Raw genomic sequence first — 24,909 nt, forward strand, 5'->3', positions numbered from 1 at the left:
GATAGGGGCGCCTATCCTTTCGACTAACCGTCTGACCAGAGGCTCAGCGAGTTAACCCTTCGCTCAGATGATATCGGTATCCGGTTCCCCGAAGATGAGAACAGGACAACGCAATGAGCGTGTCCGTTCATTGCAACTGCCGGCTCTTCACCGGCCCACAAGGGAACTACTAGATGCGTATCCATATCTCCCAATTATCCAAGACACTCATTGCGAGTACGGCCTTGTCCCTCGCGGGTTTCGCGGCTGCCGCCGACGCGCTGACGAGCGAATTCTCCTTCCGCGTGGTGGAAATTAATGCCGAGGGCGAAGAAGTCCTCGTTGAGCGTGAAACAATCCGCCCGGGCGAGGTGATCTCCTATGAGCTGCGTCACCAGAACATGACCGAAGGCGCGATGGAGGGGCTCGTCATCGCCGCCCCGGTTCCCGATGGCGTCTCTCTCGCACTTGGGGCCGAAGTGACCTCTGTCGCCGCGGTCTTTGAAGTTCAGGCCGAGATGGACCCAGAACAGGAAGGGCTGGAATGGTCGACCGTTCCTGCCACCCGCAAGGTCGTCGATGCCGATGGCAACATGACCGAAGAGCCCCTCCCCGAAGAAGCCGTCGCCGCCGTGCGCTGGACCCTCTCGGAACCGCTCGAAGCAGGCGCCTCCGCCTTCAACAGCTACCGCGTGCGCCTGAACTAAATCCGGCGCCTCTCTCTCCACTCTCTCTCCAACTACTATAGAACTAGGGAATATTAACGTGAAAAACCATACAACCTTCCTGCGCTCCGTGAGCGCCGTTGCTTTGACCGCCGTGATCGGCACTGTCGCTTTCGCGGCACCCGAAGCGGGTTCGGTCATCGGTAACCAAGCCGTTGCGACCTATACCAACGCGGCGGGCGACACGATCACGGTAACCTCCAACACCGTTGAGACGATCGTTCAGCAAGTTGCCGGCGTGACATTGACCTCCGACAACTCCGAGACGATCGCCCCCGGCGGCAAGGCCTTCCTGCCGCACATCATTACCAACGATGGTAACGGCCCGGATGCCTTCGCTCTTACCGCGGTGGAAACCGACACCGGCACGCTTGATACGTCGCAACTGGTCTTCTACCCCGACGCCAATATGGACGGCGTGGCCGATAGCGCCACACCGCTGACCGAGACTCCGACCCTTGCCCCGGGTGAGCAGTTCGGCATCGTGATCGAAGCCTCCGTCGCCTCCACGGCGACCGGTTCCGACACGATCACCGTGACGGCGGCCTCGACCCTCGACGGCACCGTGCTGAGCACCAACACGGACACGCTGACCATCTCCAACGACGCGATTGTCGAATTGGTCAAATCGATGACGGCGGACCCCTCAGGCGGCGCCAATCCAAACATCATCGACGCGGGCGACGTAGTGACCATCACGCTGACCTACTCCAGCACCGGTCTCGCTGCCGCCAACAACTACTCTGTGCAGGACGTGCTCGATGGCCGCCTGGCCTACGTTCCCGGCTCGGCCCGCTGGTCTGACTCTGCTACACCGCTGGACGATGACAACGGTTCCACCGTCGTGGACACCACAAACGGCTCCGGCGAGACAATCGCTTGGGACTATGATGACGGCCAAAACGTCAACTTCCTGATCTCCTCCGTCGGCTCTGGCCGCTCGGGCGAGGTGACCTTCCGTGCCGTGATCGCGGATACCGCCAATGCGGGCATCATCACCAACGTGGCGACCCAAGACGTTGACGGCACGGCCTTCCCGCCGTCGAACACCGCCTCTGTCACCGTGGATAACCAATATGCGGTGGCGATTGCCGATACGGCGATCAACTCCAACGGCACTGCTAATGCGGCAATTGCCTCGGGCACCGATGATGACGCCGCGAACAACGATGTCGTCACGGAAACCGGCGATGTCTACCAAGGCGGCGTGATCCGTCAGGAATTCGTGCTGACCAACCTCTCCAACAGCCCGGACAGCCTGCAGCTCGACGTGGCCAACGTGGACTTCCCGAACGGTACCACCTTCCGCTTTGTCGGCGCTGATGGTGTCACACCGGTCGTAAGCTCTGTTGGTCCGCTGGCCATCGGGGAAAGCGCCAAAGTGACGTTGATTGCCACATTGCCATCAGACGTCACACCAACCGCGACCACCAACTACACCGCGACAATCACCACCACGTCAGACAACTCGGGCGTCACTGACGTATCGACCGCCGAATTCTCGGGCGCGGTGCTGGCAGCTTCGGTTGACCTTGAAAACGCTGTAGTCGGTTCCGAAGGTGATGGCGCGGCCCCGACGAACGGTGGCAACCCGTGGGTCACCCAGTCGACAGACCCCGGCGCACCGGTCGTCTTTGACATGCTGGTCGAAAACAACGGCCCGACCTCGGATAGTTTCAACCTGTCGCTGGATCAGGCCCTGCCCGCAGGCTGGACGGTTGAGTTCCAACTGCCAGACGGGTCGATTGTGTCGAACACAGGCACCATCCCGGCAGGTGATTCGCAGGCCATCCGTGCGGTGATCACCCCGGCCGATGACGCCCTGCCCGGCGATACCTTGGTCGACATCGCGGTCGTATCTTCCGTCTCGGGACAGGGTGACCGTATCGTCAACCAAGTCACGGTCAACGAAATCTACGACGTGAAGATCATCGACAACCAAAGCGCGCAGGCTTCGCCGGGTGGTATCGTGGACATCCTCCACACCATCTCGAACGAAGGGAACGTGGCCATCACCGAGGCGTCGATCACAGAATCCGGTCTGACCAACTTCTCTGGCGCGATCTTCTGGGATCAGGACGGCAATGGCGTGATCGATCCATCCGAGCCGGTGATCGACAACTTCGATGACCTGACCGACGGCGTTTCGCCGGGTGTCAACGGGCTTGCTCCGGGCGACAGCATCTCGCTGATCTACCGTGTGCAGACGCCATCGACAGCCACCCAAGGTGTCTCCGAAGTCGGCACGATCTCGATCAACAACACGTTGAACGGTACCGGGACCGATATCGACCAGACCAACAACGCCGTCGAAGACCGCGTGGTCATCATCTCGGGCGATGTCACACTGAGCAAGTATCAGTATATCGACGCGGGCTGCGATGGCACCGTGGGCACCTTCACCAAGACCCGTCTTGATGTCGAGCCCGGCCAGTGCATCCGTTACATGGTCGAAGCCGAGAACACAGGCGCCTCTGCGGCGGACAACGTGATCATCTCGGACGCCGCACCGGCCTATACCGCGGTCACGAACTGTGGCGGTGCCTGCCCAGAGAGCCTGTTCCCGGGCACCAGCACGGCCACCGTTACCTCGACCAATGTATCGAGCACACATGGCACGATCCTTCCCGGCGGCTTTGCCCGGGTAGAGTTCACCGTGCGGGTCGACAACTAATCGACCTCCCCGGCGCCCCCGGCTGAGCGTTGCTCGCCCGGGGGCGCCCCCTTCTACCCCCGTTTCCGTCTCCCCAATTATTTCACGCCCTTTCCAGGGATCGCACAGGAGCAAGCTGATGCGCAGTTTCCTTATGTCTAAAGCCCGCCCGGCTCTGGCCCTGATCAGCGCCTCCGCAATGAGCCTGAGCCTTCTGCCCCACACCGCCGCCGCCGCCCCGGCCCCCGCCGGATCTTTCATCCGCAACGTGGCAGAAGTCAGCTATTTCAATACCTCCCTTGGCATCATGGAACGTGTCTTCTCAAACCCGGTTCGGGCCGAAGTCGCCGCAGTTCCCGGGCTGGAAGTGACCGGCTACTCCGACCTTCTGCTGACCCGCGGCGCCTTTGGCCGCTACCATTTCGACGTGATCAACACCGGCAACGTGCCGCTTTCCACATCGCTCAGCATTGGGGAACAGGGCAGCGCCCAAATGATGTCCCGCCAATCGCTTTTCCCCGACCTGAACGGCAACGGCCTGATCGATGTCGAAGACCGGGCGGTCGACATGTCCGCGCCCATCATGCTCGCGGCGGGAGAGCGGCTGCAACTGATCTATGAGTTCCGCATTTCCGCAGAGACCCCTGTAAGCACCCAGTTCGCTAGCATGTTGACGGCCTCAGCCGTGACCGAGGATGGCCAAAGCCTGAGCGAAGAAGCAGTGGGGGTCTCGCGCGTCGAAGAAGGCGGGCTCGAAGTTTCCAAAGAGCAGGTCGTCTCGGAAAACGACGAAGGCGCGCTCATCACCTATACCCTGCGGCTGCGCAACGACTCTGAGCGGGACGCCTTTGGCTATCCGCAGATCGACGGCCAGCCCATCGTGATCGACGGCACACCCCGGACCGGTGTTTTGCTGCGCGACGAGATCCCGCTGAATACCGTGTTCAACACGGTGCAGAATTCGGGGACCATGACCGCCCTCGTCCATATGCGCGGTGCCCCCGCGCACCAATACGTCAGCGTGGTCCCCGCGGGACTTTCCCACGATGTGGATGCAGTGGCATTCTTTCATGAGGGCGACTACGCCATCGGCCATGCCACCGATCCCAGCTTTTCGGTGCGCGTGCCTGCCGCATTGGGCAAGGTCGAAGTGCACAACACCGCCTCCGCCTTTTACAACAACCAAGAGAGCACGCTGCTGCTGGGCTCCAACACCGTGGTCTACGACCGCGAATCGGAGACAGCTGGCACATTGGCGTTCGAGCACCCCGAAACCGGCGCAGATCAGCCCTATGGCACACCGGGCAGCGACACCCGTCTGCGCCTCACCTCGGGCACCTGTAATGTCAGCACCGAGGTGGACAGCACAGCGGTGACGATCCGCAGCATGCTGACCGGCGACGTGGAAACGATCATCGCGATTGAGACCGGCGCGAATACCGGCATCTTCCTCACCCCTGCCCTGCCGTTGGCGCAGATGTCGCCCGCCGTTGCCGGGGATCAGGTCATGGCCACAGACTTTGGCGACAGCTTCATCGCCACGGCGACCTGTGACAGTGAGGTGCTTGAAGACGATCTGATGATCAACCCCGGCAACTTCCTGTTCAACTCCGTCTCCAACGCCCCGGTGGCCGACGTGTCTGTCGCCCTTGTCGATGCGCGTACGGGCAATGAAATGGCCCGCACGCAGACCGACCAGCGTGGGTTCTTCACCTTCTCTGAAATGCCCGAAGGCGACTACCGCTATGCCGTGATGGATGCGCCCGTTTGGGTCTTCCCCTCCGCCCGGCTGGACTATGCCGGGATGGGTCGCAAGGTGATGGATGCAGGTTGGGGCAAGGCCTTCAACCACGCAGGCGGCGCGCTTTTTGTCTCCGATATTCCGGTGGATCCGAATTACGGCACGCCGCTGGCCTTGGACAAGGCTGCGGACCTCGACAGCGTGGGCCATGGTGAATTCGCCACCTATACGCTCAGCTTCACCAACAACATGCACCAGGCCCTGATTGGTGGCGAGATCCTCGACCGCCCGGCCTATGGTGTGAACTTTGTTCCCGGCACGGTCACCCTTAACGGTGAGCCGCTGGACGATCCGCAAGAGATCGGCAACGGCGATCTGCGCTTTGACGTGGGCATGCTTGAGCCGCTGACAAGCCATGAGCTGTCCTATGTGATGCAATTCTCTGCCGCAGCCCGCGAAGGCCGCATTGAAAACACCGCGATCCTGTCGGGCCGCCAAGCAGGCACCGGGGCGCTGCAACAATCGCAGACCGCCCGCGCCATGGTACGGCTCGACAATTCGGGCGGCGTCTTTGCCCGGCAGGGCACCGTTCTCGGCACCGTGTTCATGGATTGCAACGGCAACGGTCTGCGCGATCGCGCCGAGGATGAGCCGGGCATTCCCGGCGTGCGCATCGTGACCCAAGAAGGGCTCTTCGTGGTGACCGATATCAATGGCGCCTATTCGCTCAACGGGATGCGCCCGGTGACCCACGCTTTCCTCGTGCAGCCAGAAACCCTTCCCGCTGGGAGTGCGGTGCAAGTGACCCGCACCAACGATCTGCGCCGCGGTGGATCGCGCGTGGTACCGCTGAAAAAGGGCGAACTTAGAACCGAGAACTTTGCCGTGGCCCAATGCACCCCCGAAGCGCTCAAGGAAGTCAGCAAACGTCGTGACCATTTCGCCGGAAAACATCAGACCCCGGGCGTGAATGCGACCGATTTGCCGATCGACGGCCAGCGCAGCAGCACCCGGTCGGCGCGCGGCGAGGCTGGCATCGCCACCACCACCCAGCTGACCCCCGGCATGGTCGCCGCACAGAACGAAGAGGCCGGGGTCGACGCCTCCTCTGTGGCTCAGGCCGCCCGCGCCTCGGCGCAGCGCCAAACGCTCGACAGCATGATCCCGAACCTTGATAGCGCCCCCGGCTTTGTCGACTTTGCCGAAGACACCGCCGTCACCCGCGCCACCCAGAACATCCGGATCAAGGGCAAGGCTGACTTGACGCTGACGCTTTTGGTGAATGGCCGCGAGCTTGGCGGCGACCGGGTAGGAGAGCGCACCAGTCTGGAAAAGAACAACGTGCAGGCGCTGGAATATGTGGCGGTGAAACTGGCCTCCGGCGAGAACGTGCTGACGCTGGTGGGCCGTGACGGCTTTGGCATCGAACGGGTCCGCAAGGAACTGCGCCTTACCGCGCCCGGCAAACCCGCTCGGATCGAGATCCTGTTGCCGGAAACCGCCGCGGCCAATCCCGCTTCTGTGGTGCCGGTGGTGGTGCGCGTGCTCGACGCCCGGGGCCGCCCGGTGCCTGCGTCCGGCACGGTGACCCTTTCGGCCCGCCGGTCGCTTTGGGATGTGACCGACATCCGCAGCAGCGCGCCCGGCGTGCAGGCCTATCTCGACAATGGCGAGGCGACCTTTAACCTGATCCCACCGCAGGCCTCCGGCCCCGATCTGATCACCGTACGGTCGTCTTTTGGCGAGGCTGAAGCGCGGCTGACCTTCACCCCGGATCTGAACGAACGTGTTCTTATCGGTGTGATCGAAGGCGCGGTATCGCTGAGCGGGGACGCCGGCAACGTCATCGAAGAAGACCGCATCAGCGCTTTCGAAGACACGACAACAGGCATCCGCGGTGAGCTTTACCTCAAAGGGGTAATCCGTGGCGACGCCCTGCTAACTCTGCGCTACAGCTCGGACCGTGACACCGAAGACAGCCTGTTCCGCGATATCCGAGGAGAGGAATACTACCCCGTCTATGGCGACAATTCCGAACGCGGTGCCGATGCGCAATCCTCATCCAACCTTTTCGTGAAAGTGGAGAAGGGCCGCTCTTACGTGCTCTACGGCGATATCGCCATCGAGCCTGAAGCCAGCGCGCTGAAACTGGGTGGCCTGCAACGTGTCGCAACCGGCGCCAAAGGTCACTGGGAGAACGACCGCGTATCGGTCACCGTCTTTGCAGCCCGCACCGCGCAGGAGCAGCAGGAACAAGAAATTCGCGGGCGCGGTGTTTCTGGCCCTTATGACCTTGACCTGACCGGCTATGTGCAGGGGTCCGAGCGTGTGGAAATCCTTGTTCGGGACGAAGATGGCGGCGATATCCTGTCGGCCACGCCCCTACTGCGCGGCACCGACTACTTGCTCGACTTCTTCCGCAACACGATCACCTTCGACACGCCGGTGCGCCAGTTCGACCTTAACGGCAACCCCGTGTCGATCCGCGTGACCTATGAGGTCGAAGCCGAGGGCGCCGAGGCCTATTGGCTCTACGGGGGCGAGGTGAACTATGCCCTGTCCGAGCGGACCTCCATCGGCGCCCGTGCGGTGCATGCCGACGCCCCCCTTGGCAACACGGCCCGCCAGCGGATGCACTCTGCCTATATCCAGCACGAAGACCGTCAAGGCGGCCTGTGGGAGGCCGAAGTCGCCCGCTCAGAAAACGCCATGGGCGAGAACGACACCGCCGCGCGTCTGTCCTATGAGCTGAAGACCGAGACCCGCCATTTCGCTTTCGAGGCGATCCACACCGGGCGCGATTTCTACGCTCAGGGCGGGCTGGCCCGCCCGGGCACCAGCCAAGTCCGTCTGGGCTATGGCGAAGAGATCGATCAGCGCAGCGACATCGCCTTTGGCGCGGAATACACCCGTGACCGGGTCAACGACAGCGCCCGGCTGACCGTGGATGCGATCTATTCGCGGCATCTGAGCAAGACCCTGCGCGGCGAGATTGGCCTTGAATACAGCCGCGACCGTACCACCAGCGGAAGCGAAAGTGACACGGCCCTGATCCTGGGTGCACATTGGACCCCGGCGGCCCGCCCCGGCACCGTGATCGAAGCCCAGCTGCGCGCGCCGCTCGGTGGCGACGCCCCCACTGAACTGACCCTCGGCCTCTATGACGAGCCCAAGAACGGCTGGCGCGTCTATAATGAGATCGAGCTTCAATTCGGCAGTGATGAGCTGGTCACCCGCGCCGCCTATGGTTTCACCTACACGCTGAACGAATGGGTCACTGGCCGAACCGAGATGACCAAAGCCGGCGGCACAAGCGACACCACCATGGTGCAGGGTCTGTCGGTCGATTGGGATATCAACGAAAGCACCAATCTGCGCGCCGATCTTGAGCATTCGCGCAACCTTGAGACCGATGACGGTGAGCTGACATCATTCGCGATCGGCACAAGCTGGCAGTCGGCGGATGGCGATTGGGTCGGCGATGCCGAACTGGAGACCACATGGGAAGAATCCGGCAAAACCCACTACGCCAGCATCGGCATCGCGGGCAATGTCACCCCTGACCTGACCGTTCTGGCGCGCAGCCGTGCCGCGCTTGATCGGCGCGATAGCGAAGACTCCCGCCGTATGCGCACCCGCATCGGCGCAGCCTATCGCCCCAAAGACAATGCCCGCCTTGATGTGCTGGCGTGGTACGAACACCGGCTGGAAGAGAAACACGCCAGCACGGAAACGCACCTATGGTCGATCGATGCGAATTACGAGATCGATGCCGACCTGCGGATCAACGGCAAATATGCCGGCCAGTACCAAAAAATCGGCACCCATGCCGGCGCGGCGGCCAATACCACCACGCAGCTGATCCAGGGCGGTCTGAACTACGAATTCGGCGACGACCGTTTCCAACTCGGCCTTAACGCCACGCATCTGTGGGACAGCGAGGGCAACTCTTCCAACGGGATCGGCGCCGAATTCGGCTTCACCCCGCGCGAAGGTGTCCTGCTGGCGCTCGGCTACAACAAGGCCCGTGGCCGGGTGGCAGGGCAAAGCGGCCTCTATGACGAAGGGTTCTATTTCCGGTTCAACCTACTGTTGGACAACTCACTCTGGACCCAGTTCGACCAGTTCCTCGGAAGCTGACCGGGAGACTCAGCCCCGAGGAAGAGCCACGTTCCAAGCGCATCTGGAACGTGGCTCATTCCTCTTTCAGAGCGCTGCTGCGCTCCAAAGTTGAGCTGGCCTATTCTGAGTGCCGGACCGACTATCCTTTCGAGACGCTAACTAGCTGCCCGCATTAATGAAATATCGATTTTATGGGCGCATGATCAGGGTCAACGCAACATCCAGCCCAGATGGGAAACCCAGATGAAAAAGCTCGCTGCCAGCACTGCCTTTTGCCTGATCGCCGCCACCCTTTCCGGTGCGGCAAATGCAAATGATTTCGCCCGTTTCGACAGCAGGAAGATCGCCGTCACCGGCTTGAATTTCGCCCTGTCGCCCTCCGCTTCGGAGGACCGCATTTACCTTAACCGCAGCATGATCAAGACGACCGCCAAACGCGCACCGCGCAAGCTTGCCATTCCCACCCGCGGGGGGCCATCCGCCGCTGTGCGCCATGTGATCGCGTCGGCAGAGGCCGGGGGCAAAGGCTATGACGCAGTGCAACACGGGGCAAGGGTCAAGCCGCCGAAGCGCCCCACAAGCATGACCATCGGCGAAATCTACCGCTGGATCGCGGCCACCCCCGGCCAGCCCCATGCCATTGGGCGCTACCAGTTCATCCCCAACACCTTGAAAACGCTCGTCGCCGAAGCCGGGCTGAGCAAAAGTGACGTCTTTACCCCACAGGTCCAAGACCTATTGGCCGACCTGTTGCTCGAAGATGCGGGCTTTACCCCCTTTATGAAGGGCGAGATCAGCCGCCATCGCTTTATGGAGAACCTCGCCCGCATCTGGGCCGGGCTGCCCACGTCAACGGGCCGGTCCTATTATCACGGCCATGCGGGCAACCGGGCCGTCATCACGTGGAATGAGTTCGACAGCCATATGAAAAGCATTTTTGAAAATATGGCACGCGGCACCTCCTAACCACGCGCCCCCTCTCTCTTCGTCTCCCTCCAGGCCAAAGCGTGCGCATTTTCGCCGCTTTGGCCACTTTTTTGGCTGCGGCGCTGCATCTCCGCGCAGGATTTCCGGCCCAACGTCGCGCAGGATCGCAATCTTTTCCAAGCGTACGGAGAATTTGCCATTTGGATAAACACGCGGCTCTATCGAAAAACATTGCCCCCCCGGCCAGCACCGCATTGAAATGCGCCGTGACATGACGTGGCTCATGGATATCAATGCCATAGCCTGTGCGGTGCAGGACAATTGCAGCGTTAGCCTGCCTGCGTGATCAAAGCGATGCTGCTCCTGCCCGCCGTCGCCACGATGGCCGTCCTGCGCCAGAAGGTCTGATGCCGAAACAACAGCTGAACCGATAAGGCCATCCGCTGGCATGCGCCGGCGCTTTTCATTGCGGCCTCGGCCAAAGACCGCCGCCTCCGGCAGGAGGGCGGAACCCAGCGCGCATAGGCGTCGTTAACCCTTTGAACATGCCCTAGGAGGAATGGCTCATGTGGACGTACGAATTTCTAATTCTAATTGTGGCCGCGGTGGCCTTGGCACTCGTGGCCAAGCAACGCCCCCAGCCCCGTCAGGCCCGCGCGATTGCGCCCCGCCCGCGAGCAAACACCACACCCAATCGTCGGTATTGAGCGGCTTTCGCTGATTAAGGTGCTCTGCTTTTAGCGCTTTCGCGATTCCACCCTCACCTTTCGGCCCCCGTCCTTGCCTGCACATCGGTTTCCGTCATGATGCTTGCAACAGAGGGAGCCGACGTTGGACACGATTGAATATTTCTATTCCGCCCATTCCGCTTACGCCTATCTTGGGCATCGCAAACTGCTGGAGATTTGCGCCGCCCGTGGTGCGAAGCTCATCCACCGTCCCTTTGATCTCTATCCGGTGATCGCAGCTGGCCGGGTGTCCCATTTTCGTGGCTTTACCCCCCATTATATTGACTATTTCTTTGGCAGAGAGATTACCCGTTGGGCGCAGTATCGCGGGCTGGACATCCTCAACCACCGCCCCACGCATCACGACAATGCGCTAGACCTTTCAAGCGGTTACCTGATCGCCGCCGCGCGGGCTGGCCGCGATGTTGATGCGCTTTCTTTCGCAATTCTTCAGGCCCATTGGCGCGATGATATCGATCTCGCAAATCCCGAGCATCTGCGCCGCGCGACCGCTGCGATTGATCCCGACAGCGACGCTCTGATCGCGCAGGCGATGGATGCAGACGTTCAGGCCATTCACGCCAAGAACACCGAAGAGGCGATCGCCCGCGGCATCTTCGGCTCACCCAGCTATTTCCTGAATGGAGACATGTATTACGGCCAAGACCATCTGGAATTGATGGATCACGCCTTTGACAAGCCCTACCACGACACGGGCTTCTACAACCCGCCGAAAGACGGGTGAGGCGCCCCAAAAGCGCTGCGTTCTTCAATTTTAGTTAGTGGCGGACCGAGGAGGATTCGAACCCCCGACCCCCTGATTCGTAGTCAGGTACTCTATCCAGCTGAGCTATCGGTCCACTGAGCGGGGGTTTAGTCTTAGCCCCGGGGAGTTGCAAGCCCTCGTTTTGAGGAAATGCAATTTTCTGCGAAAATCTATAGGGTGCCGTCCCCCTTGGGCAGCGTTATGTCAAAAACAGTCCCTTCCGGCCCGCTGCTGCGCAGGGCCAAGGTGCCGCCGTGGCCGCGCACCAGTTCGGATGCGATCACCAGACCCAAGCCCGACCCACCTTTGCGTGCACCGCCCTGAAACGCGGTAAAGAGGTGCTCTCGCGCTTTCGGTGGCAGGCCGGGGCCGGTATCGCTGACGGTGATGCACCACGCATCGCTCATATCCTCGGCCCGCAGATGGACTTCGCCCGGTTTGCCGGTGGCGGTAATCGCCTGCCGGGCGTTTCGCATCAAGTTGGCCAGCACGCGGTACATTTGTTCGGGGTCCGCACGCACGGTCAGATTTGCGGGGATGTCGGCGGCAAAGCTGATGTCGCTTTCGGGGTCGGCAAGGCGTTCGCCGTCGATGACCTCTTCCACAAGATCTTCGAGCAGCATCAGGGTCAGCGTCGGTCCCGGCTCTTCGGCCTTGCCGAAAGCCAGTGTCGATTCGCATAGGTGCACCGCACGGGTGATGGAACTGACAAGCTTGGGCGCCATGCGCTTGACCGTTGGGTCTTCGGACATCTCGATCCGGTCGGTGAACAGCTGCGCCGAGGTGAGGATATTGCGCAGATCATGGCTGATCTTGCTGACCGCGCTGCCCAATTGGGCCAAACGCTCTTTCTGTTTCAGCGCCTGTGTCAGGTCCGTCTGGAGCTTCTGAAGCGCCACTTCAGCCTCGCGCAATTCGGTGACACTGGCGGAGGGCTCAATGATCCGCCGGGCGTCCTCGGGCGCGGCGGCGTAGCGTTGCATATGCCCTGCCACCCGCTTGATCGGCTTGAGCAACAAAGCCCGCATGGCAAAGAACAAAAGCACCGCCGTAATGACTGAGATCACCGCCGAGAGGATGAGGATGCGAATCCCGTAGTCGAGCATGGCCACACGCATCGGCGCGGTCTCCATCGTGACTTCGATCAACAGCCCCGCCTCGCGCACCGGGGCGCCGATTACGCGGACCACCTCATTGCCGGGCCGGAACAATCGCAGCATGGCATCGCGGATTAACACCGTCGCCGAGGCATCGCGCAAATCATAGGTTTGCGACACCATCCGCGGCATTGGAGAGGCCAGCACCAGTTGCCGCGCTTCGTCCCTGCGGAGCACCACGTTGAAGACCTCGGCGTTGCGCAACAACTCCGCCTCCAACTCCGGGTCGAGCATATCATCGGCCAAAAGCGCCAGCGACGCGATCTGCGCCCGCTCTAGCCGGGTCAGCATATATTCCTCGCGGAACCGCGCGATGGAGGGGACGAAAATCAGCACTTCGGCCAGCATCACAAAGATGGTGGTGAGGATCAGCAAACGGCCAGAGAGCGAGTGAATCATGAGCTATCTCAGGGCAACAGGCGCTGCACGGCGCGCACGACCGCTTTAACCAACGAACTTTCGAAGAGGCGCGGACTGAAATAGGCCCCCGCCGCGCGTTTGTTGATTTCCGAGATCGTGGGGTAAGGGGCGACCATAGCGGCAATCTGGCTCATCTTCATGTTGTTGACCAGCGCAAGTGACCACAGGGTGATCAATTCGCCCGCCTGATGGCCGACGATGCTGGCCCCGACCGGGCGGCCCTTGACCACCATGACTTTGATGAACCCTTTGGTCTGACGTTCGGCGATGGCGCGGTCGTTGTGGTTATAGTGAAAACGCACAACCTCCAGTTTGTCGCCATGTTCTTCGCGTGCCTGCGCCTCGGTCAGTCCCACCTGTGCCAGTTCCGGCGCGGCATAGGTGACCCATGGGATATGGTGCAACTTGGTCTTGCTCGGCAGACCAAAAAGGATCGAGCGGATCACAACCCCGGCGTGATAGCCTGCCACATGGGTGAATTGCAGCCCGCCCGCCACGTCGCCAATGGCATAGACGCGGCGGTTGCTGCTGCGCAGGCTGTCGTCGACCTTGATGCCCGCCTTGGTGGTTTCCACCCCTGCCTTATCAAGATCGAGCCGGTCAACGTTGCTCTTGCGCCCCACGGCCATCAACAGGTGCGAGCCTTTAATCACCCGGCCATCCTCAGTTTCAACCGTAATCGCGCCCGCTTCACCGCTGATCTTCGCGGCGTTGCTGCCCTCTTCAAAAGCCACGCCTTCGTCGCGCATGGTCTGAAGGACCACCTCAGCCAGCTCCGGATCATCTTTGCCAAGCGCCCGATCGCCTTCGATCACGGTGACCTTGCAGCCCATTCGCACATGGGCCTGCGCCATCTCGATGCCGATGGGGCCACCCCCGATGATGATCAGATGCTCCGGCTTTTCCCGCAGATCAAAAAGGGTTTCGTTGGTCTCATAGGGCACATCTTTCAGCCCCGGAATCGGCGGCACCAGCGGGGATGACCCGGTGGCCACGACGATCCGCCGCGCGGTGATGATCGTATCACCCGCCTGCACCTCTTTATCGGAAATGAAACGCCCGTATTCACGGATCACCCGCACGCCCAAGCCCTCAAACCGCTCAACCGAATCGACCGGCGCGATTTGCGAGATCACATCGGCCACGTGATCCTTGGCCGCGGCGTAATCCACCGCCCCCGCGGCATTCGCGACCCCATATTGCGCGCTGTGCTGTTGAGCATAGGCTGTCTTGCCGGCCTTGATCAGCGCCTTCGACGGCACACAGCCATAGTTCAGGCAATCGCCACCCATCTTGTGCCCTTCGAGCAAGGTCACATCCGCGCCCATCTGCACGGCCCCCGCCGCCACCGACAGCCCGCCAGAGCCTGCGCCGATGATCAGAACGTCGGTCTTGATACGGGTGGTCATTTCAGCAGATCCTTCTTGCCGGTAAATGTCTTGATCGCCACAGGCAGCAGCGACAGCACGCAAAGGCCCAGAATGGGCAGTAAAATATGGGGTTCAAAGATGATCCCGAGGTCGGGCGTCTCACCTCGGGCAAAAACCGCACCTAGCCCCGCCCCAACAGAGGTAAAGACCAGCGCCCCCGGCATGATGCCGAAAAACGTCGAGATGGCGAAGCGAAACAGCGGCACCCCAAGGAAAGCAGGCACCAGATTCGCGACAAAGAAAGGCACTACCGGGACGAGCCGGATAAAAAAGAGCATCGACCATTGGTTATTGTCGATCCCCGCTTTGATCTTACGCACTACCCCCTCCGAGGCATCCATCCGCGCCTTCAGCCGGTCGCCCAGTCCCCATTGTGCGGCCAAAAAGATCACAATTGCGCCCAACGTCGCCCCCCCCACGTTATAAAGGACGCCCGGAAACAGCCCGAATAGAAAACCGCCCGTGAGCGTGGCCACCGTGGCCCCCGGCAGCGAAAAAGCCACGATCACCACATAGGCCGCGACAAAGGCCAGCGCGGTCAGCAGGTAATTGCTGTCCCGAAAGGCGATGAGCGCCTCACGATTGTCGCGCAGGGCGTCGAAACTGAGGTAGTCGCGCAGGGTAAAGGCGCCGATGGCGGCGACCACCACGATCACCGCGAGGGGCAGGTAGCGCATCAGCGCGGGCTTACTTTGGTCATCGCGGCTCATTTCAGTACTTTCATTGGGCCTACATCAGACCATTTGTCGTTTCCTTAATGATGGCGTGAAGCGGCAGGTAGGAACAGGCTCCTCACGCGCGCTTGATAGGACTTGTGCCCAGAGCCCCGATTTCGCAGGCTAGAAGGGCGAACTGAAACAAACCGCCCCCTTCTGACCGGCATTTTGTTGCAAAGCGCAGTTTTTCCGCCTCAGGGGGTTTGACTTGCGCGCCCCGCCGCATTAGAGGACGGGCTTGAATTGACGCTGGCCGCGGTGGAACCCTTCAAGTGATTCCGTGCCCAGCCAGCTTTAAATGGAGACGGAGCGATGAAACGCACCTTTCAACCCTCGAACCTCGTGCGCAAGCGGCGCCATGGTTTCCGCGCGCGCATGGCCACCAAAGCCGGCCGTAAGATCATCAATGCACGCCGCGCACAGGGCCGGAAATCGCTGAGCGCGTAAGCGCCCTCGATCTTCGGAACCAGAATATGACACCGCCGGAGGCACCCTTGAATGGCACTTGCGCCACGAAGGGGAACGCTGCCCCGGCGGTTTCTCTGCGTCTGGAAACCCTGACCAAACGGGCGGACTTTCAGCGTGCCAGCCGCGCCAAACGTGTGGCGACCCCCGGCTTTATTCTACAGATGCGACCCCGCCGGGAGGATGAGCCCAGCGCGGCGCCTATTCGCGTGGGATTTACCTGCTCGAAAAAGGTCGGCAACGCCGTGGCCCGCAACCGCGCCAAGCGCCGCCTGCGTGAAATCGCACGGCTGATGCTGCCTCAAGCTGGGCGCGCAGGCATGGACTATGTCTTTGTCGGGCGGCGCGAGGCGACAGCGGCCCTGCCCTTCGACCAGTTGTTAGCCGATCTCACCCGCGCGCTTGATATCCTGCACGGGGCGCGCAAATGAGCCCCTTGGCGGCGCTGCTCGCCCTGCCGGTGCGCGGCTACCGGCTGCTTTTCAGCCCGTGGGTCGGATACAATTGCCGCTACCAGCCCACCTGCAGCGCCTATGCGCTGGAAGCTTTGCAAAAACACGGCGGGCTGCGGGGTGGATGGCTGGTCGCACGGCGCATCGCCCGCTGCCACCCTTGGGGCCACAGCGGGATCGACAACGTCCCAGACTAGCGCCACGCTTGCGGCAAAGGGGTAAAATGCCCTAGGTGAAGCCAGGCAGATAGTGAGAGACCGACGATGCTGGACGAAACCAACGAGATTCACCCCCTCTTTGCCGGCGCACCGCAAAGCACCGAGTTCAAGAAACTGCGCAAGCGCATCGTCCGCATGACCCGCGAGGCGATTGACCAATACGGCATGGTGGAGCCGACTGCCGAGGGCGCGCCGAAACCCAAATGGCTGGTTTGTCTGTCAGGCGGCAAGGACAGCTACACCCTGCTTGCGGTCCTGCATGAATTACAATGGCGCGGCCTGCTGCCTGTCGAGCTTCTGGCCTGCAACCTCGACCAAGGCCAGCCGAATTTTCCGGCCACCGTGCTGCCGGAATTCCTTGAAAAGATGGGCGTTCCGCATCGCATCGAGTATCAAGACACCTACTCAATCGTGATGGACAAGATCCCTGCCGGACGCACCTTTTGCGCCCTTTGCAGCCGTCTGCGCCGGGGCAATCTCTACCGGATCGCGCGGGAGGAGGGCTGCTCCGCCGTGGTGCTGGGGCATCATCGGGATGACATCCTTGAAACCTTTTTCATGAACCTTTTCCACGGCGGACGGCTGGCGACGATGCCGCCCAAATTGGTAAACGAAGAAGGCGATCTGTTCCTCTACCGCCCCCTCGCCCATGTGGCTGAAAGCGATTGCGAACGTTTTGCCACGGCGATGAATTACCCGATCATTCCCTGCGATCTTTGCGGGTCGCAGGACGGGCTTCAACGCCAGCAGGTCAAGGCGATTCTCGACGGATGGGAGGCCAATAGCCCCGGTCGTCGGCAGGTGATGTTCCGCGCTCTGATGAACGCCCGGCCCTCACATTTGCTGGATCCCCAGCTTTTCGACTTTGCCGGGCTTACGCGGAACATTGAGAGTACAGAGCAAGAACAATTTTAGATAATAATCCGCGAAAAACCGGCCTCTGTTAACCCACGACACACCCTAAAGGCGATATCCCACCCCCATCAGCGCAGGCATGGCGCGCATTGAAGAGGGATATCGCGATGGCACATTACCGCACCACTGGGCCCAGGCAACTGCGCCAGTCGCTCTCCGCATTGCTTAGCGGTCAGGCCGCGCTGGCCTTTCTCCCCGCGATGTCACTGCTGGCGTTTTGGATCGGCGGTGAAATGGCACTGATTGGCGTCTCCGCCGCGCTGCCGCTTCTTTTTCTTGCAGGGCAGCGGTTTGGCGAGGGGGCGACGTTACCCAGTGACACGCTCACCGCCATACTACAGCGCAGCACCTTTGAAGAGATGACCGAACAGGTCTTTCAAAGCGCCCGAACACAGGGCCGCTTGGCGGCAACATGCTTTATCGCACTTGAGGATTTTGACCAGATCATCGAACGTTACGGCCAATCCGCCGCCGATACGATTGCGCTCCAAAGTGGCGAACGTTTGCACAGCGCCCTGCGGGATAACGATATCATCGGCAAAATGGGCGAGGCGCGTTTCGCGATCTGCACGGCCCCGGTCCGGCAGCTTGATCTTGAGCTTTGCATTCAACTCGCCGGGCGGCTTCAGGCCACTTTGGAAGAACCGTTCTTTATCGACGGGGTCACGATCTACCTTACGGCTTCCGTTGGATTTTGCCTCAACACCCGCGCCCCGGGTGGTGATGGCTCCGCTTGGCTTGCTGCCGCCGCCACGGCACTGCGCAGCGGCCAGCGGCGCGGACCATCTTCCATCCGCGCCTTCTCTGACCAGATGCGCCGGGAAACTGAAAGCCGCGCAGAACTCCGCGAGGAGGTCGCGCAGGCATTGGACAGTGGGCAAATTCAACCATGGTTCCAGCCGCAAATTTCAACCGACACCGGCCAAATCACCGGCTTTGAAGCACTGGCGCGCTGGAACCACCCGGTCCAAGGCATGATCCCGCCCTCAGATTTCCTGCCCGCCGTCGAAGAAGCTGGCCTGTTGGAGCGTTTGGCCGAGGTGATGATGTATCATTCCTTTGCCGCGCTCAAAGCTTGGGACAGTTCCGGTACCGAGGTGCCCCAAATCGGTGTGAATTTCGCAGGCGGCGAACTTGCCAACCCTCAGCTCATCGACAAAATCACGTGGGAGTTGGACCGTTTTGATTTATCCCCCGAAAGGCTCGCAATCGAAGTGCTGGAGACGGTCGTCGCTTCCGCCGCCGATGATGTGATCACCCGAAATATAAATGCCCTGCGCAAGCTCGGCTGCCGCATTGACCTTGATGATTTCGGTACCGGCCATGCCTCCATCGCATCCATCCGCCGCTTTTCTGTCAGCAGGATCAAAATCGATCGTTCCTTCGTCATGAAGGCCGACCGCGATCCCGATCAGCAACGCATGATCAGCGCCATCCTGACCATGGCCGAACGCCTGGGCGTCGAAACCCTTGCCGAAGGGGTGGAGACGGTAGGGGAGCATGTCCTGTTGGCCCAACTCGGCTGCGACCATGTGCAAGGCTTTGGCATCGCCCGCCCCATGCCGTTTGAACAAACCCTTGATTGGATCGCCCGCCACAATGCGAAACTACAAGATGTCCCCCGCATCATGAACGGGCGCGCCACATAGCGGCTCAATCCTCGTCCGATCGACACGCGCCAAATGCAGCTCCCCGTACCTGTTCCGGGCAGATGTTACCTCCCTCGCGCCGAGGCCTCAAAACCCCTTCGGCCCCGGCCCCGGCCAAAGCCAGTTCCACGGGGCCCCGCAACCGCCCCCGGCGAAACTCCGCAAAACCCATGCCAGATGGGCCAAAACCACGCTACATCGCCCCTAACCTTACCCGATTCCACTTGACCTTTGGCCCCGCACTCTGTTGAACCCCCATGATATTCAAAGACATCAGGTGGCGGTCCCCATGGACGAACAGAACAAGAATCTCATCCTTGCCACGGCGCTCAGCTTTGCCGTCATCCTCGTGTGGTTCCTCCTGTTCCCGCCCCCCGAAGCCGACCCTGCGCTAGAACCCGGCACAGAGATCAGCCAAACCATCGAGGGCACCTCGGTCCCCGCCTCCGCCGCCGAGATCGCTGCCGCGCCCGGCACGGAGGATGGCGAAGGCGCCGCACCCGAAGGCCGCCGCGCGGCTCTGGCGGCTGCCCCCCGCGTGGCCATTGCGACCGATAAGGTCAGCGGCTCCATCTCGCTCATGGGTGGTCGGATCGATGACCTGAAGCTAAACGACTACCAAACCACGCTCGACGCAGACGCCGAAATCGTGACCCTGCTCTCCCCCGAAGGATCGAGCGATGCCTATTACGCGCTGCATGGTTGGGCCGCAGGCTCTGGCCTTGCGCCCGATGCCGTGCCGGGTGTCGATACGCTCTGGACCCTGAGCGAGGGCGAAACACTGGGCGTCGACAGCCCCGTCACACTAAGCTGGGACAATGGCGCCGGGCAGGTCTTTACCCGCACCATCTCGGTCGACGACGAATATATGTTCGACATCACCCAGAGCGTGACCAACAATGGCGAAGGCGCGGTGAACCTCGCCCCCTTCGGCATGATCGCCCAACACGGGTTGCCCGAAGACCTGAAAAGCTTCTTCATCCTGCATGAAGGTGCCGTGGCCATGGCCAATGGTGAGCTTTCCGAAGTCGATTGGGACGACATCGCCGAAGCCGACGTGAACAGCACCTGGGGCCGCCCCGCCGTGGTCACCGAAGGCGTCACCGAGGGCTGGGTTGGCTTCACCGATCACTACTGGCAGGCCGTGCTGATCCCCGACGCGGGCGAGACCTTTGAACAGGCGCTCACCTATGACCCGCGCGCGGACACCTACCGTGCCTTCACCCGCCAGCCCACACGCTCGGTCGCGGCAGGCGAAAGCGTGAGCACCTCCAGCAAGTTCTTCGCGGGTGCGAAGGAGTGGGAAACCCTGCAGGATTACCAAGCCTCCGGTGTCGCCAAATTCATCGACAGCATCGACTGGGGTTGGTTCTTTTTCCTGACCAAGCCGATCTTCTGGCTGCTGCATAACCTCAACCAGCTCATCGGCAACATGGGCGTTGCGATCATCGGCCTGACGCTGCTGATCAAGGCGCTGCTCTTCCCGCTGGCCTATAAATCCTACGTCTCCATGGCGCGGATGAAGGAACTTCAGCCCGAAATGGAAAAGCTAAAGAAGGATGCGGGCGACGACCGTCAGAAGATGCAGCAGGGCATGATGGAGCTCTACAAGAAGAACAAGGTAAACCCCGCCGCGGGCTGTCTGCCGATCCTTCTGCAAATCCCGATCTTCTTCTCGCTCTACAAGGTGATCTTTGTCACGATCGAATTGCGCCACGCGCCCTTCTTTGGCCCGTTCCAAGACCTTAGCGCGCCCGATCCGACCTCGATCATGAACCTTTGGGGCCTGCTGCCCTATGCGCCCCCCGAGCCCGGCTCGATGCTGGCGCTGGTGTTCATCGGTATTCTGCCGCTTCTGCTGGGTATCTCCATGTACCTGCAGCAGAAACTGAACCCGGCCCCCACCGATCCGACGCAGCAGATGATCTTTGCTTGGATGCCTTGGGTCTTCATGTTCATGCTGGGCGGTTTCGCGAGCGGCCTTGTGGTCTACTGGATCGCGAACAACACGATCACCTTCACCCAGCAGTATCTGATCATGCGCAGCCAGGGGTACAAACCTGACCTCTGGGGCAACATCGCAGGCGGCTTTAAACGCACGCCCAAGGGTGATGCCGCCAATGCAGATAGCAAACCCAAATCGGGCAAGTCGAAAAAGTGATGCAGGTCACCGCGCTCAACCGGCACCCGCTCAAGGCCCATGGCCGCGAGACGGTTGAGCGTGTGACCCTGCGCGCCGGGCAGTCGATGCCCTATGACCGGCTCTGGGCCGTGGCCCATGACGCATCCAAAGCCGCGCCCGGAGATTGGGCGCGGTGTTTGAATTTCACACGGGGGGCGTCTTCGCCGCAGCTGCAGGCGATCACGGCCAAGCTGGATGAGACGACAGAGAAGCTGACCCTGCGCCACCCGACGCGGGGCGAGATCACCTTTCACCCCGATCGCGAACAGGCTGCATTCCTTGACTGGGTGCGCCCCTTGGTGGCCGAAGGCCGCGCCGCCCCCGCAGATATCCTGCGGCTCGACGGGCGTGGCTATACCGACAGTGCCGAACCGACGCTCTCGCTCAATAGCCTGGCCTCCCATGCCGCTGTCGAAGCGCTTGCCGGCAGCCCGCTGCAGACCGCCCGCTGGCGCGGCAACATCTGGTTTGACGGGGCCGCCCCGTGGGATGAGTTCGAATGGATCGGACGCGACCTGAAAATCGGCGAGGCGCGGCTGCATGTGTCAAAACGCATCACCCGCTGCCTTGCCACGACCGTGAACACCGACACCGGCGCGCGCGACTTGGATACGCTCGCCGCGCTTGACCAATTGGGTCACCGAGACTTCGGTGTTACCCTGACCGTCACCACCGGCGGAGAGATCGCCGTGGGCGACGAACTGGAGCTAATTTGATGCAAGTGAACTACACCATTGCCGAGGAGCCGGACGCGCCGAGCGCCGAAAAAGGCCGGATGCTTTTCGCCGGTGAAACGACATTCGTTAAAGGCGTGGTGGCGATGGACGGGCTGCCGCCCCCAGACCGGATGGAGGTCTGCTTTGCGGGCCGCTCCAACGTCGGGAAATCGACGCTGATCAACGCGCTGACGGGCATGAAAGCACTGGCACGGGCCTCGAACACGCCCGGCCGTACGCAGGAGATTAACTTCTTCACGGCCGGCGAAGAGCATTACCTCGTTGACCTGCCGGGCTACGGCTATGCCAACGCGCCGCTGCCGGTGGTCGAGAAATGGCAGCGTCTGCTCAAGCAATACCTTTCAGGCCGTCAAACCCTGCGCCGCGCCTTTGTGCTGATCGACGCGCGTCATGGCGTCAAAAAGGTCGACAACGAAATCATGTCTCTGCTCGACAGCTCTGCCGTGACCTTTCAGGTCGTGCTGACCAAGGCAGACAAGGTCAAAGAAGCCGAGCGTGAGAAAATCCTGACGCAGGTGAAAGACGCGCTGAGCAAACACCCCGCCGCTTACCCTGAGATTGTGGTCACGTCTTCGGAAAAGGGCTGGGGCATCCCTACCCTGCGTGCCATCATCGCCACGCTGGAATAGCACTTTCCGCCGCTATCGCCTTCCCATGGGTCAACAGATGAGAACGCAAGACATGAACCGCGACTGGATCGCCACCGCCCAAACCCTCAGCCAAGCTCTGCCCTTCCTGCAACGCTATGCCGATGCCACCGTGGTCATCAAATTGGGCGGTCATGCGATGGGCAGCGACGCGGCGATGGACGAATTTGCCCGTGATGTCGCGCTGATGCGACAGGTGGGTGTGAACCCGGTGATCGTCCATGGCGGCGGCCCGATGATCAACGACATGCTGGCGCGGCTCAACATCAAATCCGAGTTCGTGAACGGCAAGCGGGTCACCGATGCCGCGACCATGGAAGTGGTCGAGATGGTGCTCTCGGGCCTTGTCAATGCGCGGATCGTGCAGGCGATTTCCGAACAGGGGGGACGCGCCGTTGGCGTCTCGGGCAAAGACAGCGGTTTGATCGTTTGCGAGCCCGAAGACCCCGCTCTGGGCCTCGTCGGCAACCCGACACAGGTGAACCCACGCATCCTGCGGGACTTTGCCGACAAGGGCATCATTCCCGTCATCGCACCGCTTGGCATGGGGCGCGGCGGTGAGACCTATAACATTAATGGCGACACCGCCGCTGGCGCCATTGCGGGCGCGCTGAAGGCCGACCGCCTGCTGTTGCTCACGGACGTGGCTGGCGTCAAAGATGGCGCGGGCGAGGTGGTGACCGACCTGACGGCGAGCCAGATCAACGAGATGATCGCCGATGGCACCATTGCAGGCGGGATGATTCCCAAGGTTCAGACAGCCCTAGATGCGCTCGAAGGGGGCGTGCGCGCGGCGGTGATCCTTGACGGGCGGGCACCCAATGCCTGCTTGCTGGAGCTTTTCACAGAACACGGCGCGGGCAGCATCATTCGCAAAGGCTAAGGCAAAGCGCTTGCCCCCTGCCCCTGCTTCGCCCCTATGATGGGCCGAGCAGTGAAAGGAATGACATGCGCCGCCTGATCCTAATGCGACACGCGAAATCGGACTGGTCCCACGGTACCAGCGATCATGATCGCCCCCTGAACCCCCGTGGGCGTGGCGCTGCCGAAGCGCTTGGCAATTGGCTACGGGCGGAAGGGTTTGTGCCTGACGTGGGGCTCTGCTCCACGGCGGCGCGAACGCGCGAAACCTGCGCGCTTCTAGACCTACCCGAAAGCTGCACTGTGACGCATCTGCGCCAGCTTTACCTCGCCGAGCCTGATGAGATCATAGCGACCCTGCGCCAGCGGGCGTCTGGCGACACCCTGCTGCTTGTCGCGCATAACCCCGGCATTGCCGCCGCCGCGGTGGCGCTGTTGCAGGACACGCCCGACCAAGATGCGTTCGGTCGCTATCCCTCGGGGGCCACCACGGTGATGGACTTCGATATCGACAGTTGGGCCGACCTCGCCCCCGGTAGCGCTGCGTTGCGCGCCTTTACCGTGCCCAAGCAACTGGTCTGAAACGCAAAACGCCCCGACCGATTGGCCGGGGCGTTTGGTTGGCTATCATGCCGTAGCGCGGCTTAGTGTCCCAGAATCTGGCTCAGGAACAACTGTGTGCGCGGGCTTTGTGGGTTGTTGAAGAAGGCTTCGGGCTCGTTCTGTTCAACGATCTGGCCTTCGTCCATAAAGATCACCCGGTTCGCCACCTGACGGGCAAAACCCATCTCGTGGGTTACGCAGAGCATCGTCATACCCTCTTCGGCAAGCTCGATCATCGTGTCGAGCACTTCCTTGATCATCTCAGGGTCAAGCGCCGATGTCGGCTCGTCGAAAAGCATGATGCGCGGGCGCATGCAGAGCGAGCGGGCAATCGCCACACGCTGCTGCTGACCACCCGAAAGCTGGCCGGGATACTTATTGGCCTGATCGGGGATCTTCACCTTTTCAAGGAAATGCATCGCCGTTTCCTCGGCTTCCTTTTTGGGCGTCTTGCGCACCCAGATCGGGGCCAGCGTGCAGTTCTCAAGGATCGTCAGATGCGGGAAAAGGTTGAAGTGCTGGAAGCACATGCCGACCTCGGAGCGAATCTTGTCGATGTTCTTGAGGTCCGAACTCAGCAGCGTGCCATCGACCTCGATGGTGCCCTTCTGATGCTCTTCCAAAGCGTTGATGCAGCGGATCAGCGTCGACTTGCCCGAGCCCGAAGGCCCGCAGATCACGATACGCTCGCCCCGGTGCACCGTCAGGTCAATGTCGCGCAGCACGTGGAACGCGCCATACCACTTGTTCATGTTCTCGATCCGAATCGCGACTTCGTCGGATACTTTCATTTGTGCGGTCTCAGCCATGCGAGAA

The 24,909-nt window shown here is 61.4% G+C and carries 19 protein-coding genes and 1 tRNA gene; 15 read left to right on the plus strand and 5 right to left on the minus strand.

The genetic code is table 11. From position 1 onward, the window contains the following. Positions 1-173 precede the first annotated feature (173 nt). The 5 genes from K3758_RS14475 (at position 174) to K3758_RS14495 (ending at position 11,620) form a co-directional block, all read left to right on the plus strand. Positions 174-686 (plus strand): hypothetical protein, encoded by a 513-nt coding sequence (locus K3758_RS14475; protein ID WP_259946209.1) that lies wholly within the window; start codon positions 174-176, stop codon positions 684-686. Positions 687-744: 58 nt separating this feature from the next. Further along, positions 745-3,378, plus strand: a complete 2,634-nt coding sequence (locus K3758_RS14480) for an NEW3 domain-containing protein (RefSeq protein WP_259946213.1) — start codon at positions 745-747, stop codon at positions 3,376-3,378. Positions 3,379-3,496: 118 nt separating this feature from the next. After that, complete coding sequence (locus K3758_RS14485) at positions 3,497-9,238, plus strand: hypothetical protein (protein ID WP_259946217.1); 5,742 nt, start codon at positions 3,497-3,499, stop codon at positions 9,236-9,238. Positions 9,239-9,463: 225 nt separating this feature from the next. After that, entirely contained in the window at positions 9,464-10,186 is a 723-nt protein-coding gene (locus K3758_RS14490; RefSeq protein WP_259946220.1) for a hypothetical protein, read from the plus strand. A gap of 792 nt (positions 10,187-10,978) precedes the next feature. Further along, on the plus strand, positions 10,979-11,620 hold the full coding sequence (locus K3758_RS14495; protein ID WP_259946222.1) for a 2-hydroxychromene-2-carboxylate isomerase: 642 nt from the start codon (positions 10,979-10,981) through the stop codon (positions 11,618-11,620). A 38-nt stretch (positions 11,621-11,658) separates the two neighbouring features. Here the strand turns inward: K3758_RS14495 and K3758_RS14500 are convergent. The 4 genes from K3758_RS14500 to K3758_RS14515 form a co-directional block, all read right to left on the minus strand. Then, positions 11,659-11,735 (minus strand) — tRNA-Arg (locus K3758_RS14500). Positions 11,736-11,811: 76 nt separating this feature from the next. Beyond that, a complete protein-coding gene (locus K3758_RS14505; RefSeq protein WP_259946224.1) occupies positions 11,812-13,197 on the minus strand; it encodes a HAMP domain-containing sensor histidine kinase in 1,386 nt (461 codons plus the stop codon). An 8-nt stretch (positions 13,198-13,205) separates the two neighbouring features. After that, positions 13,206-14,627 (minus strand): NAD(P)/FAD-dependent oxidoreductase, encoded by a 1,422-nt coding sequence (locus tag K3758_RS14510; protein ID WP_259946226.1) that lies wholly within the window; start codon positions 14,625-14,627, stop codon positions 13,206-13,208. Beyond that, on the minus strand, positions 14,624-15,358 hold the full coding sequence (locus tag K3758_RS14515; protein WP_259946228.1) for a TVP38/TMEM64 family protein: 735 nt from the start codon (positions 15,356-15,358) through the stop codon (positions 14,624-14,626). The genes K3758_RS14510 and K3758_RS14515 overlap by 4 nt, the downstream gene beginning before the upstream one ends. Before the next feature lie 318 nt (positions 15,359-15,676). On the opposite strand from K3758_RS14515, the gene rpmH reads away from it, so the two are divergent. From rpmH to K3758_RS14565, 10 genes are all read left to right on the plus strand, one after another. After that, complete coding sequence (rpmH, locus tag K3758_RS14520; protein ID WP_007118882.1) at positions 15,677-15,811, plus strand: 50S ribosomal protein L34; 135 nt, start codon at positions 15,677-15,679, stop codon at positions 15,809-15,811. Between the two features lie 26 nt (positions 15,812-15,837). Next, entirely contained in the window at positions 15,838-16,260 is a 423-nt protein-coding gene (gene rnpA / locus K3758_RS14525; RefSeq protein ID WP_259946231.1) for a ribonuclease P protein component, read from the plus strand. Further along, complete coding sequence (gene yidD, locus K3758_RS14530) at positions 16,257-16,478, plus strand: membrane protein insertion efficiency factor YidD (RefSeq protein ID WP_259946233.1); 222 nt, start codon at positions 16,257-16,259, stop codon at positions 16,476-16,478. The genes rnpA and yidD overlap by 4 nt, the downstream gene beginning before the upstream one ends. A 66-nt stretch (positions 16,479-16,544) precedes the next feature. Next, complete coding sequence (gene ttcA / locus K3758_RS14535) at positions 16,545-17,414, plus strand: tRNA 2-thiocytidine(32) synthetase TtcA (RefSeq protein ID WP_259946236.1); 870 nt, start codon at positions 16,545-16,547, stop codon at positions 17,412-17,414. Between the two features lie 107 nt (positions 17,415-17,521). Beyond that, complete coding sequence (locus K3758_RS14540; protein ID WP_259946239.1) at positions 17,522-19,063, plus strand: bifunctional diguanylate cyclase/phosphodiesterase; 1,542 nt, start codon at positions 17,522-17,524, stop codon at positions 19,061-19,063. 289 nt (positions 19,064-19,352) lie between these two features. Continuing rightward, a complete protein-coding gene (gene yidC, locus K3758_RS14545) occupies positions 19,353-21,224 on the plus strand; it encodes a membrane protein insertase YidC (protein WP_259946242.1) in 1,872 nt (623 codons plus the stop codon). After that, positions 21,224-21,961, plus strand: a complete 738-nt coding sequence (locus K3758_RS14550; protein WP_259950118.1) for an MOSC domain-containing protein — start codon at positions 21,224-21,226, stop codon at positions 21,959-21,961. The genes yidC and K3758_RS14550 overlap by 1 nt, the downstream gene beginning before the upstream one ends. Next, the gene (gene yihA / locus K3758_RS14555; RefSeq protein WP_120351813.1) at positions 21,961-22,611 is read left to right on the plus strand and encodes a ribosome biogenesis GTP-binding protein YihA/YsxC; all 651 of its coding nucleotides are present in this window, start codon (positions 21,961-21,963) and stop codon (positions 22,609-22,611) included. Before K3758_RS14550 ends, yihA begins: the two co-directional genes overlap by 1 nt. Positions 22,612-22,648: 37 nt before the next feature. Then, a complete protein-coding gene (gene argB, locus K3758_RS14560) occupies positions 22,649-23,512 on the plus strand; it encodes an acetylglutamate kinase (RefSeq protein WP_259946248.1) in 864 nt (287 codons plus the stop codon). Positions 23,513-23,577: 65 nt separating this feature from the next. Next, positions 23,578-24,072 carry a histidine phosphatase family protein gene (locus tag K3758_RS14565; RefSeq protein WP_259946250.1) on the plus strand — a complete coding sequence of 165 codons (495 nt, stop codon included), beginning with the start codon at positions 23,578-23,580 and terminating at the stop codon, positions 24,070-24,072. A gap of 62 nt (positions 24,073-24,134) precedes the next feature. Here K3758_RS14565 and K3758_RS14570 read toward each other — a convergent pair whose 3' ends face one another. After that, complete coding sequence (locus tag K3758_RS14570) at positions 24,135-24,902, minus strand: amino acid ABC transporter ATP-binding protein (protein WP_067916165.1); 768 nt, start codon at positions 24,900-24,902, stop codon at positions 24,135-24,137. Positions 24,903-24,909: the final 7 nt, after the last annotated feature.

The organism is Sulfitobacter sp. W002 (assembly GCF_025142135.1).
GTDB lineage: Bacteria > Pseudomonadota > Alphaproteobacteria > Rhodobacterales > Rhodobacteraceae > Sulfitobacter > Sulfitobacter profundi.